The 15,597-nt window shown below is 70.4% G+C and carries 15 protein-coding genes; 7 read left to right on the top strand and 8 right to left on the bottom strand.

Annotated elements, in window-relative coordinates:
* Nucleotides 1-5 precede the first annotated feature (5 nt).
* From BpN12_RS03075 to BpN12_RS03045, 7 genes are all read right to left on the bottom strand, one after another.
* Complete coding sequence (locus BpN12_RS03075; protein WP_246793834.1) at nucleotides 6-1,409, bottom strand: NAD-dependent succinate-semialdehyde dehydrogenase; 1,404 nt, start codon at nucleotides 1,407-1,409, stop codon at nucleotides 6-8.
* 93 nt (nucleotides 1,410-1,502) lie between these two features.
* Nucleotides 1,503-2,312 (bottom strand): helix-turn-helix transcriptional regulator, encoded by an 810-nt coding sequence (locus BpN12_RS03070; protein ID WP_246793833.1) that lies wholly within the window; start codon nucleotides 2,310-2,312, stop codon nucleotides 1,503-1,505.
* 227 nt (nucleotides 2,313-2,539) lie between these two features.
* Entirely contained in the window at nucleotides 2,540-3,934 is a 1,395-nt protein-coding gene (locus BpN12_RS03065) for a DEAD/DEAH box helicase (protein WP_246793832.1), read from the bottom strand.
* Nucleotides 3,935-4,029: 95 nt separating this feature from the next.
* Entirely contained in the window at nucleotides 4,030-4,770 is a 741-nt protein-coding gene (locus BpN12_RS03060; protein WP_246793831.1) for an SDR family oxidoreductase, read from the bottom strand.
* Nucleotides 4,767-5,939, bottom strand: a complete 1,173-nt coding sequence (locus tag BpN12_RS03055) for an alkene reductase (protein ID WP_246793830.1) — start codon at nucleotides 5,937-5,939, stop codon at nucleotides 4,767-4,769. The genes BpN12_RS03060 and BpN12_RS03055 overlap by 4 nt, the downstream gene beginning before the upstream one ends.
* A gap of 53 nt (nucleotides 5,940-5,992) precedes the next feature.
* Nucleotides 5,993-6,682, bottom strand: coding sequence for a type 1 glutamine amidotransferase domain-containing protein (locus tag BpN12_RS03050; protein ID WP_246793828.1), 690 nt, complete (start codon nucleotides 6,680-6,682; stop codon nucleotides 5,993-5,995).
* 144 nt (nucleotides 6,683-6,826) lie between these two features.
* Nucleotides 6,827-7,432, bottom strand: a complete 606-nt coding sequence (locus BpN12_RS03045; protein WP_246793826.1) for a TetR/AcrR family transcriptional regulator — start codon at nucleotides 7,430-7,432, stop codon at nucleotides 6,827-6,829.
* A gap of 417 nt (nucleotides 7,433-7,849) precedes the next feature.
* Between BpN12_RS03045 and BpN12_RS03040 the strand changes: the two genes are divergently transcribed.
* From BpN12_RS03040 to BpN12_RS03030, 3 genes are all read left to right on the top strand, one after another.
* Nucleotides 7,850-8,917, top strand: a complete 1,068-nt coding sequence (locus tag BpN12_RS03040) for an acyltransferase family protein (protein ID WP_246793825.1) — start codon at nucleotides 7,850-7,852, stop codon at nucleotides 8,915-8,917.
* A 532-nt stretch (nucleotides 8,918-9,449) separates the two neighbouring features.
* Nucleotides 9,450-10,643 (top strand): porin, encoded by a 1,194-nt coding sequence (locus BpN12_RS03035; protein ID WP_246793824.1) that lies wholly within the window; start codon nucleotides 9,450-9,452, stop codon nucleotides 10,641-10,643.
* Nucleotides 10,644-10,800: 157 nt separating this feature from the next.
* A complete protein-coding gene (locus BpN12_RS03030; RefSeq protein WP_246793823.1) occupies nucleotides 10,801-11,424 on the top strand; it encodes a glutathione S-transferase family protein in 624 nt (207 codons plus the stop codon).
* Between the two features lie 54 nt (nucleotides 11,425-11,478).
* Here the strand turns inward: BpN12_RS03030 and BpN12_RS03025 are convergent, their stop codons facing one another.
* The gene (locus BpN12_RS03025) at nucleotides 11,479-12,732 is read right to left on the bottom strand and encodes a DUF1479 domain-containing protein (RefSeq protein ID WP_246793821.1); all 1,254 of its coding nucleotides are present in this window, start codon (nucleotides 12,730-12,732) and stop codon (nucleotides 11,479-11,481) included.
* A 99-nt stretch (nucleotides 12,733-12,831) separates the two neighbouring features.
* On the opposite strand from BpN12_RS03025, the gene BpN12_RS03020 reads away from it, so the two are divergent.
* The 4 genes from BpN12_RS03020 to BpN12_RS03005 all read left to right on the top strand — a co-directional run bounded on the left by BpN12_RS03020 (nucleotide 12,832) and on the right by BpN12_RS03005 (nucleotide 15,571).
* The gene (locus BpN12_RS03020; protein ID WP_246793819.1) at nucleotides 12,832-13,854 is read left to right on the top strand and encodes a helix-turn-helix domain-containing protein; all 1,023 of its coding nucleotides are present in this window, start codon (nucleotides 12,832-12,834) and stop codon (nucleotides 13,852-13,854) included.
* 454 nt (nucleotides 13,855-14,308) lie between these two features.
* Nucleotides 14,309-14,884 carry a ferritin-like domain-containing protein gene (locus tag BpN12_RS03015; RefSeq protein ID WP_246793817.1) on the top strand — a complete coding sequence of 192 codons (576 nt, stop codon included), beginning with the start codon at nucleotides 14,309-14,311 and terminating at the stop codon, nucleotides 14,882-14,884.
* A gap of 177 nt (nucleotides 14,885-15,061) precedes the next feature.
* On the top strand, nucleotides 15,062-15,232 hold the full coding sequence (locus tag BpN12_RS03010; RefSeq protein WP_070106277.1) for a CsbD family protein: 171 nt from the start codon (nucleotides 15,062-15,064) through the stop codon (nucleotides 15,230-15,232).
* A gap of 120 nt (nucleotides 15,233-15,352) precedes the next feature.
* Nucleotides 15,353-15,571, top strand: a complete 219-nt coding sequence (locus BpN12_RS03005) for a hypothetical protein (protein ID WP_246793816.1) — start codon at nucleotides 15,353-15,355, stop codon at nucleotides 15,569-15,571.
* Nucleotides 15,572-15,597 lie beyond the last annotated feature (26 nt).

Genomic DNA, 15,597 nt, shown 5'->3' with positions numbered 1-15,597 from the left:
ACCGCTCAATCGACGGTCTTGGCCCACACGGCCTGGGCATTGGTGAACTCGCGCAGGCCGAAGTGCGACAGCTCGCGTCCGTAGCCGCTTTTCTTCACGCCGCCCACCGGAATGCGCGGGTTCGAGGCGGAGAAGCCGTTGATGAACACGCCGCCCGTCTCGAGGCGTCGCGCGATGCGCTGGGCACGTGCGACGTCGCTGGTCCAGAGGCTGCCGCCGAGGCCGTAGTCGCTCGTGTTGGCCAGCTCGATCGCATGCTCGGCATCGTCGGCCACGGTGATCGCGGCGACCGGCCCGAAGGTTTCCTCGTCGAACGCGGCCATGCCGGGCGCGACGTCGGCGAGCACGGTCGGCTCGTAGTAGTTGCCGGCGCCTTCCACCTTCCGGCCGCCGAGCAGCAGCGTCGCGCCGGCCTCGATGGTGCGCTCCACCTGGCGATGCAGTTCGTCGCGCAGGTCGGCGCGCGCCATCGGCCCGATCGTGCTGGCCGGATCGAGCGGATCGCCGGCCTTGACGCGGCGCGCGGCGGCGACGAACTGCTCGATGAACGCCTCGGCGATCGGCCGTTCGAGGATGAAGCGCTTGGCCGCGAGGCACACCTGCCCGGCGTTCTGGAAGCGCGCCTCGATGGCGGCCTTGACGGCCAGTTCGAGGTTCGCGTCGGCCAGCACGATGAACGCGTCGGCACCGCCCAGTTCCAGCAGGCTCTTCTTCAACGCGCGGCCGGCGGTGGCCGCCACGGCCGAGCCGGCCCGCATGCTGCCCGTCAGCGTGACGGCCGCCACGCGCGGATCCTCGATCACGCGCGCCACCGTGTCGTTGTCGGCGTTCAGGTTGGTGAACAGCCCGGCCGGGAAGCCGGCGGCCTCGTAGGCGGCCTGCAGCGCGTAGGCCGAGCCCATCACGTTGGCCGCGTGCTTGAGGATGAAGCCGTTGCCCGACAGCATGATCGGCCCGGAGGCGCGAATCACCTGCCAGAGCGGGAAATTCCACGGCATCACCGCGAGGATCGAGCCGATCGGCAGGTAGGACACGTGGACCTGATCGTCACCGTCGACCGGCGCCGGCTCGTCGGCGAGGATCGCCGGGCCGTGTTCGGCGATCCAGTCGATCGTCGCCGCGCACTTCTCGACTTCCGCGTGCGCGGCGGCCAGGGTCTTGCCCATCTCGGCCGTGATCAGCGCCGCGAGCGTATCGGCGCGCTCGCGCAGCACGGCCGCCAGGCGCCGGTAGGTCGCCACGCGCACCGCCATCGGCGTGGCGCGCCAGAGCCGGTATGCCTCGGCGTTGCCATCGAGCATGCGCTCGACCTCGTCGGCGGTCTGGAACGGATAGTGGGCGATGAATTCGCCGGTGGCGGGATTGCGCGACGTGGCGCCGATCGTGAGGGGGGTGTTCGGGTTCGACATGCTGGCCTCGCTGAGGTTGAAAACAGTGGGAAAGTGCTGCACTGGGATCAACTTTAGGCACATCGGACCGGGTGAAGAAGGCGTCTTGTGATCCTATGAGTCGGAGTCACCGGCAGTGTGGCGCGGGAGGTAGGTCACGAGCGAGAGGTCGGGACGACCGGTGGGCGTGAGCGCCACGTAGGTGAACTCGATCAGGCCGCCCGCCGGGTTGCGCAGCCGCTTGTCGCCCTCGTCGAAGCCCTTCACGTCGACGTCCTGCCACCAGTCGCGAAACTCGGGGCTCAGCGCCGTCAGCTCGTCGATCAGGCTGTCGAACGGCGCCTGGTCCTGCGCCTGCGCGCGCGCGGCGCGAAACGCCGAGATCATGCCGCGCGTCATCTGCTCCCAGTCGAGGATCAGGCTGCGGTACGGCTTGTAGAGGAACAGCAGGCGCAGCGTGTTGCGCTCGTGCGGCTGCAGCGAGCCGTAGTCGACGAACAGGTCCGCGATGGCGTCGTTCCAGGCCAGGATGTCGAGCCGCGTGTTGCGCACGTAGGCCGGCACGTTGATCGAGCGCACCAGCAGTTCGAGCCCCTCGCTGACGCCGCCGCCGTCCGCGACGGCGGGCGCCACCTCGCGCGAGGACAGCGCGAACAGGTGCGCCGACTCCACCGCGTCGAGCCGCAGCACGCCGGCGATCCGGCGCAGCGCGTCGGCCGACGGCTGGATGTCGCGTCCCTGTTCGAGCCAGGTGTACCAGCTGACGCTGACGCCGGCGAGCACCGCCACTTCCTCGCGGCGCAGGCCCGGCGTGCGCCGCGCGCCCTCGGGCAGGCCGAACTCGGCGGGCTGCAGGCGCGCGCGGCGGCTGGACAGGAACGTGCCCAGCTCGCGCCGTTGTTCAGGAGAAGGTCGTCTCGACATGCGATGTCCGGGGAAGGAAAGCGAGGCATCCGCGAGGTGGCGGATGGCGGTGCCGTAGTGTAGCGCGACGGATTCGGCAGGCCGGCATCGGAAAGGGCCGCCGGCATGCAAGCCGGCGGTGTGATCGGGCGGCATCGCTGCATGCCGGCGAACCGGGTGCCGCGTTCGGCTCACTCAACGGCTCACTCAACGGATCGCCCGCCGGGAAAAGCCGGGGCGGGCGCGCTTCAGCGTGGCGTGCGCGGTTTGCCGGCGGCCTTGCCGCGCGGCTTGCGCACACTGAACGGGCTGCCATGGGTAGCGTCACCGGCCTCGCCCGCACGCGGCGGCGCCTTGGGCTTGCCCTGCGCTCCTCGTGCCCCTTGCGCACGCGGTTTCGCGCCAGCCGCCGGTGCGAAACCCGGCGCCGCTTGCGGCACCTTCGGCTTCTTGGGTTTTTTCGGCTTCTTGATCAGTTCGCCGGTGGTGCTGGTTTGCGGCACGCGGTGCTCGGCTTCGAAACCGGGTTCCTCCTCGCGCCGCAGCGTTTGCCGGATCAGCGCCTCGATCGCCGCCAGTTGCGGCGCCTCGTCGGCGCACACCAGCGACACCGCCACGCCGCTCGCGCCCGCGCGGCCGGTGCGGCCGATCCGATGCACGTAGTCCTGCGCCACGATCGGCAGATCGACGTTGATCACGAGCGGCAGGTCGTCGATGTCGAGCCCGCGCGCCGCCACGTCGGTGGCCACCAGCATCCGCACCTCGCCGCGCTTGAAGCGCTCCAGCGCCCGCAGGCGCGCGGGCTGCGGCTTGTCGCCGTGGATCGTATCGACCGCGTGGCCCGCTTCCTCGAGCCGGGCCGCCAGATAATCGACGCCGACGCGGGTCTTCGCGAACACCAGCGCGTGCTGCCAGCCGTTCTCGGCCAGCAGGTGCATGAAGAGTTCGGGCTTGTTGCGTTTGTCGACCGTCACCACCCACTGCCGGACCCGGCTGGCCGCGGCATTGGGCGCGCTGACGCTGATCTGCACGGGCTCGCGCAGCAGCTTCGCGGCCATCGCGCGAATCTCGTCGGAAAACGTCGCGGAGAACAGCAGCGTCTGGCGCTGCACGGGCAAGGCGGCGAACACGGCATCGAGTTCGCGCGCGAAGCCGAGGTCCAGCATGCGGTCGGCCTCGTCCAGCACCAGCGTGCGCACCTGATCGAACTGCACCGCGTTCTGCCGGTTCAGATCGAGCAGCCGGCCCGGGGTGGCCACCAGCACGTCCACGCCCTTGCGCAGCTTCATCATCTGCGGATTGATGCTGACGCCGCCGTAGGCGGCCAGCATCCGCAGCTCGAGGCCGCGGCCGTAATCGGCGAAGCTTTGCAGCACCTGTTCGGCCAGCTCGCGGGTGGGCACCAGCACCAGCACGCGGGCGCGATTGCTCGACACCGAGGGGCCCTGCTGCACCAGCCGCTGCAGCAGCGGCAGCGCGAAGCCGGCGGTCTTGCCGGTGCCGGTCTGCGCGCCGGCCATCACGTCCTTGCCGCCGAGCACGGCAGGAATCGCCTTGGCCTGCACCGGCGTGGGCTCCGCGTAATTGAGATCGCGCAAATTACGCAGCAACGGCTCGATCAGGCCAAGCGAGGCAAAGGACATGGACGTGTTCCGGACTAAAACCGCGATTCTAACGGTTGAACGGCCGGTGCGCGGATTGCGGCGCGCCGGCAAGCGGCCGGACGCGCTGGGTGCCGTCAGAACGTCTGGCTGGTCGGGCGCAGCACGATCTCGTTGATGTCGACGTCGTCGGGCTGCTCGATCGCGAACGCGATGGCGCGCGCCACCGAGGCGGCCGGAATCGCCTGCCGGTAGAACTCGAGCACGGTCTCCTGCGCGGTGCCGGAGGTGCTGAACTTGAGGTCGCTGTCCACCGCGCCGGGCTCGATCGAGGTGACGCGGATCCGCTCGCCCACCTCCTGCCGCAAGCCCTCGGAGATCGCCCGCACCGCGTACTTGGTGCCGGAGTACACCGTGCCGCCCGGCGCGAACACCTTGATGCCGGCCACCGAACTCAGGTTGATGACGTGGCCGCTGCCCTGCGCCAGGAAGCGCGGCAGCGCGGCGGCGATGCCGTAGAGCGTGCCCTTCAGGTTCACGTCGATCATCGCGTCCCACTCGTCGGTGTTCACCTCGGCCATCGGCCGGATCGGCATCAGCCCGGCGTTGTTGACGAGCACGTCGAGCCGGCCGAAATCGGCCACCACCGCCGCGGCCACCGCCTCCACCTGATGCTTGTCGGTGACGTCGAGCGCGTAGGCCCTCGCCTCGCCGCCCGCCGCCTCGATGGCGGCCACCACCTCGTCGAGCCTGTCCCGGCGGCGCGCCGCGACCGCCACCCGGGCGCCGCGCGCCGCCAGATGGCGCGCCGCCTCGGCGCCGATGCCGGTGCTGCCGCCCGTGATCAACACCACCTTGTTCTCGATTCCCTTGCTCATGACACCACCTCGTTCGACGATTGGAAACTGGATTGCGCGTACACCGGGTAATCGGTGAAGCCGGCCTCGCCGCCGCCATACAGCGTGGCGGGGTTCAGCGCGTTGAGCGGCCAGCCGTTCGCGATGCGCGCGGGCAGGTCCGGGTTCGCGATGAACGGACGGCCGAACGCGATCAGGTCCGCGAGGCCGGCCTCGACCAGCCGCGCGCCGCGTTCGGCCGTGTAGCGTCCCGCGTAGACGATGCGGCCGCTGAAGCTGCGCCGCACTTCGCGGCGGAACGCTTCCGGCAGGTCCGGCGCGCTGTCCCAGTCGGCCTCGGCGATCGACACATAGGCGGCGCCGGCCGCCTCCAGCACCTTGATCGCCTCGATATAGGTCTGCTGCGGGTCCGCTTCGACCAGGCCGATGTAGACGCGGTCCTGATCGGTGCTCGTGAAGAGCGGCGTGAAGCGCACGCCGAGCCGCTGCGGCCCGACCTCGGCGGCCACCGCCTCGACGATCTCGCGCAGGAAGCGCAGGCGGTTGTGCAGCGTGCCGCCGTAGGCGTCGTCACGCGTGTTGGCGTGCTCCGAGATGAACTGGTTCACCAGATAGCCGTTGGCCGCATGGATCTCGACGCCGTCGAAGCCGGCCCGCAGCGCGTTGCGGGCCGCCTGCGCATAGAGCCCGACCAGTTCGCCGATCTCGGCCACGGTGAGCGCGCGCGGCTCGGACGGCGCGACCAGCGTGCCGGTGCCAGGACCGGTCGCGATGAACGCCTTGGCCTGCCGGGCCGGAATCGCCGACGGCGCGAGCGGCGCCGCGCCACCCGGCTGCAGCGCCGTGTGCGAGACGCGGCCCACGTGCCACAGCTGCGCGAAGATCACACCGCCCTCGGCGTGGACCGCGTCGGTCACGCGGCGCCAGCCGTCGATCTGCGCGTCGCTGTAGATGCCCGGCGTCCATGCATAGCCCTGGCCGCGCGGCTCGATCTGCGTGCCTTCGCTGACCATGAAGCCGGCGCTCGCGCGCTGGCGGTAGTAGCGCGCGGCGAGTTCGGTCGGCACGTCGCCGGGCTGCGCGCTGCGCTGGCGCGTCAGCGGCGGCAGCACGATGCGGTTGCGCAGCGTGTGCCCGCCGAGTTCGACCGGCGTGAAGAGGGCGGGATGTTGCAAGGTCGGTTCGCTCATGAGGAATCCTTATCGATTGGAGGCGACCCGGCCGGCGGCCGGGCCGGCATGGGTCAGCGCGCGGCGAGCGCCGGGTGCTGCATCAGCGTGGCGGCGGCCGGCGCCGACGAGGCCGGGTTCTGCCCGGTGATCAGCAGGCCGTCGGTGACGACGTAAGGCGCCCAGTCGCCGGTGCTCGAATACACGCCGCCCTTGGCCTTCAGTTCGTCTTCAACGAGGAACGGCACGACGTCGGTCAGCCCGACCGCGGCCTCTTCGGAGTTGGTGAAGCCGGTGACCTGCCTGCCCTGGACCAGCGGCGCGCCGGCCGGCGTGCGGACGTGGCGCAGCGCGCCCGGTGCGTGGCAGACCAGCGCGACGGGCTTGCCGGCCGCGATGAACGCCTCGATCAGCGCGATCGAATTCCGGTCCTCGGCGAGATCCCACAGCGGGCCGTGGCCGCCGGGATAGAACACCGTGTCGAAGTCGGCCTGCGAGACGCTGTCCAGCCGCACCGTGGCGGCCAGCTGCGCGGTGGCCTGCGCATCCTGTTCGAAGCGGCGCGTCATGTCGGTCTGGTTGGCCGGCTCGTTGCTCTTCGGGTCGAGCGGCGGCTGGCCGCCCTTGGGCGACGCCAGCACGATTTCCGCGCCGGCGTCCTTGAACGCATAGAAGGGAGCGGCCAGCTCCTCGAGCCAGAAGCCCGTCTTGCGGCCGGTGTTGCCGAGTTCGTCGTGCGAGGTCAGAACCATCAGGACTTTCATGTCGTTTCTCCGTTGAGTTGAGCGGGTGAGTCAGTGTGAATCGATGAATCGGTCAGTGGGTGACCAGCCATTAGTAGACCAGTCGTCTATAAACAACGTCAAAAAAAGCACTTCCCGAGGAAGTGCGCCGGCTGCCCCGCTATGTCAGGGCGCCAGGTGAAGCATTTGCCGCGTGGTTCCCAACGCCATCTCGAAGGGCTGGACGTTGCGAACGATCTTGACCATGATGCTGGCGCCGAGCCACAGCTGGTAAAGGCTCTGCGCGACCTCGCGGGCCTCACCCTCGATCGACAGCGAACCCTCGGCGACGCCGGCCTCGATCGCCTGCGCCAGGCGGCTGACGATGCCCGCCGTGCCGCGGTTCAGCGTGGCGCGCATGGTTTCCGACATGTCCGCCACCTCAGCGCCGAGCTTGACCGCGAGGCACTTGCCCTGGCAGTCGTAGAACGACTGCGTTTCGCGCCAGACCCGCCAGTAGTCCATGAGCCGTTCGGCCATGTTCAGGCCCGGCTGCGACAGCGTGCGGTCTAGGTCGGCCAGGTAATCGTCGAAATAGCTTTCGAGCAATGCCACGCCAAACGCATCCTTCGAGCCGAAGTAGTGATAGAACGATCCCTTCGGCACGCCGGCTTCCGACAGCAACTCGTTCAAGCCGACGCCGGCAAAGCCTTTGGCGCCGATCAGACGCTGCCCGACAGCAATGATGTTGTCGCGGACGTCGCCGGATTGAGAGGGGTGTGCGTTAGCCATGGACGGACTATACGCACGAATAGACCAGTCGTCTAGAAGAAATTCAAAAAAATTTCGAGGCCACTGCAAGGTGGCTGTCGGGCTGTTCGCTTTCCATGTTTCATGCGCTTTCGCGTGCCCCGGACGCGCGCGCCGGGCATGGGGCTTGCCTTCGGGCGCCGGGCCCGGTCCGACATCGACGGTCGGGCCGCGCGACTCTAGCGTCCACCGCGCGCGCCCGGCGGGAAACGGATCCCGCCGGCAGCACGTTGTCGCGGACGCGATGCGAACCCGCGTGGGTCCACCCGAATTCGCCCCGCGCCGTTCGTTCCCCGTTCGCGCGGCGGCATCGTGAGGCCGTACAATCACGCCCACTCGCGCCGGCCCGTCCCGGCCGCCGCCCTGACCGCGCGCTTTCCGCTGCCCTCGCCATCGAACATGACGACGTCGAAGTACGCCAACCTGGATGCGATACGCGGCGTCGCCGCGATCCTGATCGTGTTTCGCCATACGCCGCTGGTGTTTGCGTCACCGCGCTTCCAGCAGAGCTATCTGGCCGTGGACCTGTTCTTCGCGATCAGCGGCTTTGTGGTGGCCAATGCCTATGAAGCGCGGCTGCGCACGGGCAGCCTGAGCTTCCCGGCATTCGCGAAGCTGCGCCTGATCCGCCTGTTCCCGCTGTACCTGATCGCCACCGCGGTGGGCCTGACGAGCTATTTCATCGCGCTCGCCCGCGCGCACGGCCATCAGGTTCCGTCGACGGCCGCCACCGCGACCTTCGTCGCGCTCTCGCTGCTGATGCTGCCGTCGCGCGCCGCACCGCTCTATCCGGTCAACAATCCGGCCTGGTCGCTGTTCTACGAGATCCTCGCCAACCTCGCCTATGCGCGTGCGCTCGCGAACGGCGGGCTGCGCGTCCTGCTCGGCTGCATGGTGCCGGCGGCGCTCGTGATCGGCGCGCATGCCTGGACGCACCACAATATCGACGCCGGCTGGGACCTGTCCGGCACCGTCATCGCGGTGGCGCGCGTGACGTTCTCGTTCGCGGCCGGCGTGCTGCTCTTCCGGCTGCGCGACCGCGCGCGACGCCCGGCCAGCGCGCCGTGGTCGCTGCTCGCGCTGGCCGTCACGGCGCTGCTGCTGTGCGCGCAGATTCCGGCGCGCTGGACCGGGCTGGCCGTGATCGCGGAAGTGCTGCTGGCGGTGCCGCTGATCGTGCGGCTCGCCACCTCGTTCGAGCCGCCGGCCGCGCTGCTGCCGGCGTTCGATTTCCTCGGCCGCACGTCCTACGGCCTCTATATCCTCCACGTGCCGATGCTCCTGCTGCTCGCGCGCCTGCCGGCCACGCAGGGCCATCACTACGGCAAGGGCGCGCTCGCCGTGTTCGTCGTCGCGATGCTCGTGCTGGTGGCGCTGCTCGACCGCTACGTGGATACGCCCGTGCGTGCAAGGCTCTCGCGCAGGGCGCCGCGCACGGCCGACCTGCCGATTCGCTCGCGCGTGTAGGTTCGCGCGCCACTTCGCCTTCCGCACACCGCTCGGCACGCCGCACCCGGCACTTCGCACGCCACTCGCCGCGCGGCGCTCCTGCGCGGTGTCTCATCGCGCGCCCGCATGCGGCACCGCACCGACCTTGTGTTGTGCCGTCACCGCATGACGGCCGGGGTATTTCGTCGCGCCGCCGGCTCGAAGCATTTCGAGAGCGTGTGCCGCCCGTCGAGCGCGGGTGCCCGCCGGGCGGCGCGCGCGCCGATCGCGGCATCCACACGAGCCCGCGCCGGGACATCGCCCGAAACAATCTATTCGCATCGTTCACGTTAATTCGCGCCGCGCCGGCTCCTACCATGCGCGCACGGAGGCGATGGCCAGACGGCCCACGCCGGCGCGCCACCAGCTCACCCGCCGCGCGCGCCGGCCGGACCCGGCCCGCGGCACCATCCGACCGCGCCGCCGGCCTCGTCTCCGTACTCGCACGCGTCACCGGTCCGCCTCGCGTCCCGGCCGGACGCCACAACGACAACCACGCTCGGATCAGACGATGAAAAAACACTTCGCCGCAGCCTCGCTGCTGCTCCCACTCGCCACCGCCGCCTGGGCACAAAGCTCGGTCACGCTCTACGGCATCGTCGATGCCGGCCTCACCTACCGCAGCAACGAACGAACCGGCACCGGGCCGGGCGCGGCCGGCCATTCGACTCTCGCGCTCGCGGGCGGCGCGCTGTCCGGCAGCCGCTGGGGCATCCGCGGCACCGAAATGCTGGGCGGCGGCTGGCGCGCGATCTTCGCGCTCGAGAACGGCTTCGAGATCGCCAACGGCACCTCGCAGCAGGGCAACCGCCTGTTCGGCCGGCAGGCCTTCGTCGGGCTCGGCAACGAACGCTACGGCACGCTGACGATGGGCCGCCAGTACACCTCGCTCGACGATTTCGTGAACGGCGTGTCGCCGGTGAAATTCTCGGGCGGCTACGCCGCGCACCCCGGCGACATCGACGATCTCGACCAGACCGTGCGCGTCGACAACGCGGTCAAGTACACCAGCGCCAACTACGACGGCCTCACGTTCGGCGCGATGTACGGCTTCGGCAACCAGGCCGGCAGCATGAAGCGGCGCAGCACCTGGAGCGTGGGCGCGGCCTACGCGAACGGGCCGCTCAAGCTCGGCGCCGGCTTCGAGCGCGCCGACAACGGCCGCGCCGGCCCGCTCGCGCCGGGCAGCGGCCGCTGGGACAGCAGCGACGACGGCACCTTCGGCTCGTCGATCAGCGAGGGCTTCGCGAGCGCGCAGACGCAGCAGATCCTCGCCACCGGCGCGACCTGGGATTTCGGCCCGGTGCTGGTGGGCGCCAACTACAGCAACGTGCAGTACCGCGCGGGCGGCAATTCGCTGTACCACGGCCACGCCACGTTCAACATCGCGGGCCTCTTCACGCAGTGGAAGGTGGCGCCCAACACGCGGCTGTTCGCGGGCTACAACTACATGCGCCGCGGCGACGTGGACGGCCTCGACGAAAGCGCGACCTACCACGACGCCTCGCTCGGCGCGTTCTACGACCTCTCGAAGCGCACCACGGTCTACCTGCTCGGCGCCTACCAGCACGCCTCGGGCATGACGCTCGACGCGTCCGGCCGGCCCACCGCCGCCACCGCGTCGGCGTCCGACAAGGCGAACGGCCATTCGGCGGCCACCCGCTCGCAGACCCTCGTCAGCATCGGCCTGCGCCAGCTCTTCTGACCCACGCGGGCCGCGCCGGCCTCGCGCCATCGCGCGCGCGGCGCGGCCGGGGCGGCCGGTGCAAGGCGGCCGGCCGGTGCCGTGCGTTTCGCCATTGGCCGCGCCGCGCGCCGTCGCTTACACTGCCCGCTCGACATCGATCGCGAGCGGAGGCTCCATGCTGCAGATTCTCGGCAAGACACCGTCCATCAACGTGCGCAAGGTGCTGTGGCTCTGCGCCGAGCTGCAGCTGCCGTTCGAGCGGGAGGACTGGGGCGCGGGCTTTCGCTCGACCGACACGCCCGAGTTCCTCGCGCTGAATCCGAACGGCCTGGTGCCGGTGATCCGCGACGGCGACTTCGTGCTGTGGGAATCGAACGCGATCCTGCGCTACCTGGCATCGAGCCACGGCGGCGAGGCGCTCTACCCGGCCGCGCCGCGCGAGCGCGCCCGCATCGACCAGTGGCTCGACTGGCAGGCCACCGACCTGAATCGCTCGTGGATCTACGCGTTCATGGGCCTCGGCCGGCGCTCGCCCGCGCATCAGGACCCGCAGGCGGTGGCCGCCTCGATCGCGAGCTGGACGCGCCAGATGCGCACGCTCGACGGCCGGCTGCGCGAGACCGGCGCGTTCGTGGCCGGCGCGCAGTATTCGATCGCCGACATCGCGATCGGCCTGTCGGTGCATCGCTGGTTCAACACGCCGTTCGAGCGCCCCGCGCTCGACGCCGTCGCCGCTTACTACCGCCGCCTGACGGCGCGCCCGGGCTTCACCGAATACTGCGTCGCCGGGGAGCCCTGAAGCGGGTCCCGAGCCGGCCGTGAATCTGATTTGACCTGAACCGGCCGGCCGCGCTCAGCGCGGCAGCGGCGCGCCCATCTGCTCGCGCCCGACCGGCGTCAGGTCGTCGGCCGTCGCGCGGCCGGTGAAGTCGGTCTCGAAGTGATCGGCGGGAAAATCGGGCGGGCTGCGACCCTCGACGAACTGCGGCCACTGCCGCCGCAGGTACGCGTCGTTCTTCGCGCAGCCCGGCGCCGACGCGATGTACATCACGTTGCTGTAGCCGCCGCCGCGGTGCTCGTCCTCGACCGCGTGGATCACGTCGCCGTGCCAGAACACGGTGTCGCCCGGCTGCATCGGCGGAATCGACGACAGCGCGTCGAACAGCGGCGCGTGGTACTCGGGCCGGATCGACAGCGCGCGGCCCGGCATCGCGCCGCACAGGTCGTCGTCGGCCACGTCGTCCTGCAGCGCGCGCAGCAGGAGGTAGGCCATCGCGTTGGCGATCGGCACCAGCTGCAGCGTGCCGTCGCCGGGACCTTGCGGCGTCAGCGCGGTCCAGCCCTGGAAAGTGCGGAACATCGAGCAGACGGCCGGCGAGGCGATCTCCTCCACCTCGGTGCGCCACGCGGCGTCGAACGGATCGTAGTCGCGCCAGTTGCCGGCGAACACGTGCCGGTAGACGCGCCGGAAATTCGCCTCGATCCAGCGCTCCACCGAGCCGCCGTCGCAATGCGCGGACAGCCCCAGCGAGGCCGAGCCGGGCGGGCGCCGGCGCAGGCGGTCGGCATAGGCCGGCACGCGCTCGGGATCGAAGTGGCGCTCGCCGCCCTCGCCCGTCGCGCGCCACAGCCGGTTCAGGAACACGCGCGCCCGCGTCAGCGCCGGCGACTGGCGCGCGGCCACCTGCGGCGCCGACCAGTACACGCCGTAGATCTGCGGCCGGCTCGACGCGAGCTGGCCGAAATACTTGTCCTCGGCGCGGTGCGCGAGCCGCGCGTCCAGATCGTTGCGCGCGACGTAATCAGCGATCTCGCGATCCCAGCGCTCGGCCTGCTCGCGCGCGAACACGCCGCGAATCACGCAGGCACCGCGCTGCTTCACGAGCGCGATCAGCCCGGCCTCGACTCGCCCGGCAGCGATGTCCTCGAAGCGGATCTCGGGAATCACGGCGGCGCCGCGATCGCGCAGCGCGGCGATCTCGCGCGCCGTCTCGCGCATCGCCGCCTCGACCTCGGCGAACACCTCGCGATGATTCGGCAGCGCCGCGCGCAGTTCGCGTTTGGCCGCGCGGATGGCGGCCGGCAAGTCGTCGATGTGCAGGGCCATGATGTCGTCTCCGGATGGTGGTGGGGTGCTGCAAATCGTATGCCGGCGCGCCCTGCGTCGGTGATACGATCCGGCCTTTGTCCCTGCGGATTCGGCCACATGAAGGCAGCCTACGAGCATGTCGATTTCGGCGCCGGCTGTTCGGTGCGGATCTATCACCGACGGCTGCTGCGGATCCCGTTCGAGTGGCACCACCACCCCGAGTACGAACTGACGCTGACGATGAACAGCCGCGGCAAGCGCTACATCGGCGACTCGGTGGCCGCCTACGGCGCCGACGATCTGGTGTTGGTGCCGCCCAACCTGCCGCACACCTGGGCGTCGAACCGCTCGATCGAGGCGGGCGGCCCGCAGGTGGCGATCGTGATCTGGTTCGACGGCGCCTGGCTACACCGGCTCGCCGACGTCTGCCCCGAACACAATGGCCTGCGCGACCTGCTGCGGCGCGCGGCCTGCGGGCTGCGCTTCGAGGACGGCGCCGGCACGCGCATGCGCGAGCGGCTCGACGCGCTGCTGGCCGACGCGCCGCGCGAGCGATTGAACGCGGTGCTCGAGGTGCTGCATGCGCTGGCCGCCACGCCGGCCGAGCCGCTCGCCACGCCGAGCGCGTTCGGCGCGGCGGCCGGCACGCTCGGCGGCCACGAGCCCGAGCGGCTCGCGCGCGTGCTCGCGCTGATCGACACGCAGTACGCCAGGCCGCTGCAGCTCGCCGCGCTCGCGAAGGCGGCCGGCCTGTCGGAACGCACGCTCACGCGCCAGTTCGCGCGACATCTCGGCGAGAGCGTGGGCCGCTACGTCACGCGCGTGCGGCTCGGCCATGCCTGCCGGCTGCTGGCCGACACGACGCTGCCGGTATCGGTGATCGCCGAGCGCTCGGGCTTTCCGGGCACCGCGCATTTCAACCGGCAGTTCAAGGCCGCGCGCGGCACCACGCCGGTGGCCTGGCGCCGGCAGTTCGCGCAGGCGCGGAACGCCGAGGCGGCGCAGCCGCCTGCGCGGGACGCTGCGCTCGCCACCTCATCCGCCGTATCCACCACGTCATCCGCCGCCTCGCCCGCGCTGACCGAGCGCTCGCCGTCGCTGCGCGACCGGCGCCCGGCGAAAGCCGCAGGCCCCCGCTGAACGCCGGAGCGACGCCTCTGCCCCGCGAGCGCAGGTCGTTTCGCATGTCCCCAAGCGCCGTGTAGGAATTACAAGTGCGCTCGCGTCGCGGGTGATATCGACCACGCGCGCGGCTCTCGTGCGTCGGCGCACATACGCCGCGCCTTCGTTCCCTCTCGCCTTTCCCCGAGTTTCTCGATCCCGCTCCGAGCCCCGCCCCGCATGGCCGCCGGGCGCATCGCCCAGCCGCCGTGCCGCGCCTCGCGGCGTCCCGCCGCGCGAACGGGCACGGGACCTGCTTGAAGGGAAGGCGCGCCGGCCCGTTCCATCCGGCCAGCGCCAGATCGACACGAATGCATCGAGGCGAATGCGTCGGGCGCCGCCCGGACGCCGCGCCCGGCGGCACACGATGCCGCCGAGGCCGCACCGGACGCCGGCCCGATTCTTCTTCGACGAACGAATAAAGAGGATTGCGATGACCCACAGCACGAAACTGACCGATGTCCAGACCCTGCGCGAACGCGCCCGCAAGCACGTCGACGACGGCGCCGTGACGGCCGGCTACGGCGCCGACCGCGACACCGTCCTGCGGTTGCTCAACGAGGCGCTCGCCACCGAAATCGTCTGCATGCTGCGCTACCGGCGCCATCACTACATGGCCAAGGGCATTCAGTCGTCGGCGATCGCCGACGAGTTCCTCACGCACTCGAACGAGGAACAGAGCCACGCCGACATGATCGCCGCGCGCATCGTCCAGCTCGGCGGCAGCCCCGACCTCGCGCCGGACGGGCTCGCGGCACGCAGCCATGCCGAATACGTGGAAGGCTCGTCGCTGGTCGACATGATCGTCGAGAACCTGGTCGCGGAGCGGATCGCGATCGACAGCTATCGCGACGCGATCCAGTACCTCGGCGACAAGGATCCGACCACGCGCCGCCTGTTCGAAACCATCCTCGCGGTGGAAGAGGAACACGCCGACGACATGTCGGACCTGATGCAGGGCCTGCCGCCCGAGCTGAAGAAGAAAGCCACCAACGGCCACATGAACTGAACTTCGCGGCCGCGCGCGGCAGCCCCGCGCGTGGCATGCAACGCACTGCGTCGTCTGGTTGCGCCCGCAGGCATTTCGTTACGCGCAATGCCCGCGTTCGCCGCGAGACGATTCATTCCCGTGACGGCGGGATTCGATCCGTCTGAAACGAGCACGACTTATGAGAGGAGGAAGATCATGAACAAGGACCACGTGAAGGGCACCGCCGAGCAAGTGAAGGGCAAGGTGAACGAGGCCGTCGGCAAGGCGACCGGCAACACGAAGCAGGAGGTCAAGGGTGATCTCCAGCAGGCGGCCGGCGAGGCACGCAAGGGCGTCGGCGACGCGAAGGACGCGCTGAAGAAGTAAGCGGCGCGCCCCGTCCGGAGCGCCGCCCGCCCCCGCCTCGCGGCGGGGCGGGCGGCGGTTCCGGCCCGGCTCGCCGCTCGCCGCGCAGCGCCGTTCGATGTCAAATCAGGAGTGTGTGTGATGAGTTCCACGTCCATCGACGGCGATCTGTCGGCCCTCGAACAACTGGTCGGCTGCCTCGCCAACGGCGAACCGGCGCCGCTCGCCTACTGGCGCGAGCGCCTCGAGGCGATCCTGGCCAGCGACGGCCTGCAGCCGGCGCAACGCGCGCAGCTGCACGGCATCGTCGCGCGCATCATCTCGCTCGAAGGCGAGCGCAGCGCGCTGCTCTCGCACTGAGCACGAGCGGGCGCTTCGCCCGCCTT

The organism is Burkholderia perseverans (assembly GCF_022870505.1).
Lineage (GTDB): Bacteria > Pseudomonadota > Gammaproteobacteria > Burkholderiales > Burkholderiaceae > Burkholderia > Burkholderia plantarii.
Note: the sequence above shows the minus strand (reverse complement) of the source record. Positions and strands in the feature narration are given on the sequence as shown.

Excerpts from the sequence above, each read along its gene's own strand:
- BpN12_RS03075 (WP_246793834.1), bottom strand. The coding sequence starts at position 1,409 with ATGTCGAACCCGAACACCCCCCTCACGATCGGCGCCACGTCGCGCAAT.
- BpN12_RS03070 (WP_246793833.1), bottom strand. The coding sequence starts at position 2,312 with ATGTCGAGACGACCTTCTCCTGAACAACGGCGCGAGCTGGGCACGTTC.
- BpN12_RS03065 (WP_246793832.1), bottom strand. The coding sequence starts at position 3,934 with ATGTCCTTTGCCTCGCTTGGCCTGATCGAGCCGTTGCTGCGTAATTTG.
- BpN12_RS03060 (WP_246793831.1), bottom strand. The coding sequence starts at position 4,770 with ATGAGCAAGGGAATCGAGAACAAGGTGGTGTTGATCACGGGCGGCAGC.
- BpN12_RS03055 (WP_246793830.1), bottom strand. The coding sequence starts at position 5,939 with ATGAGCGAACCGACCTTGCAACATCCCGCCCTCTTCACGCCGGTCGAA.
- BpN12_RS03050 (WP_246793828.1), bottom strand. The coding sequence starts at position 6,682 with ATGAAAGTCCTGATGGTTCTGACCTCGCACGACGAACTCGGCAACACC.
- BpN12_RS03045 (WP_246793826.1), bottom strand. The coding sequence starts at position 7,432 with ATGGCTAACGCACACCCCTCTCAATCCGGCGACGTCCGCGACAACATC.
- BpN12_RS03040 (WP_246793825.1), top strand. The coding sequence starts at position 7,850 with ATGACGACGTCGAAGTACGCCAACCTGGATGCGATACGCGGCGTCGCC.
- BpN12_RS03035 (WP_246793824.1), top strand. The coding sequence starts at position 9,450 with ATGAAAAAACACTTCGCCGCAGCCTCGCTGCTGCTCCCACTCGCCACC.
- BpN12_RS03030 (WP_246793823.1), top strand. The coding sequence starts at position 10,801 with ATGCTGCAGATTCTCGGCAAGACACCGTCCATCAACGTGCGCAAGGTG.
- BpN12_RS03025 (WP_246793821.1), bottom strand. The coding sequence starts at position 12,732 with ATGGCCCTGCACATCGACGACTTGCCGGCCGCCATCCGCGCGGCCAAA.
- BpN12_RS03020 (WP_246793819.1), top strand. The coding sequence starts at position 12,832 with ATGAAGGCAGCCTACGAGCATGTCGATTTCGGCGCCGGCTGTTCGGTG.
- BpN12_RS03015 (WP_246793817.1), top strand. The coding sequence starts at position 14,309 with ATGACCCACAGCACGAAACTGACCGATGTCCAGACCCTGCGCGAACGC.
- BpN12_RS03010 (WP_070106277.1), top strand. The coding sequence starts at position 15,062 with ATGAACAAGGACCACGTGAAGGGCACCGCCGAGCAAGTGAAGGGCAAG.
- BpN12_RS03005 (WP_246793816.1), top strand. The coding sequence starts at position 15,353 with ATGAGTTCCACGTCCATCGACGGCGATCTGTCGGCCCTCGAACAACTG.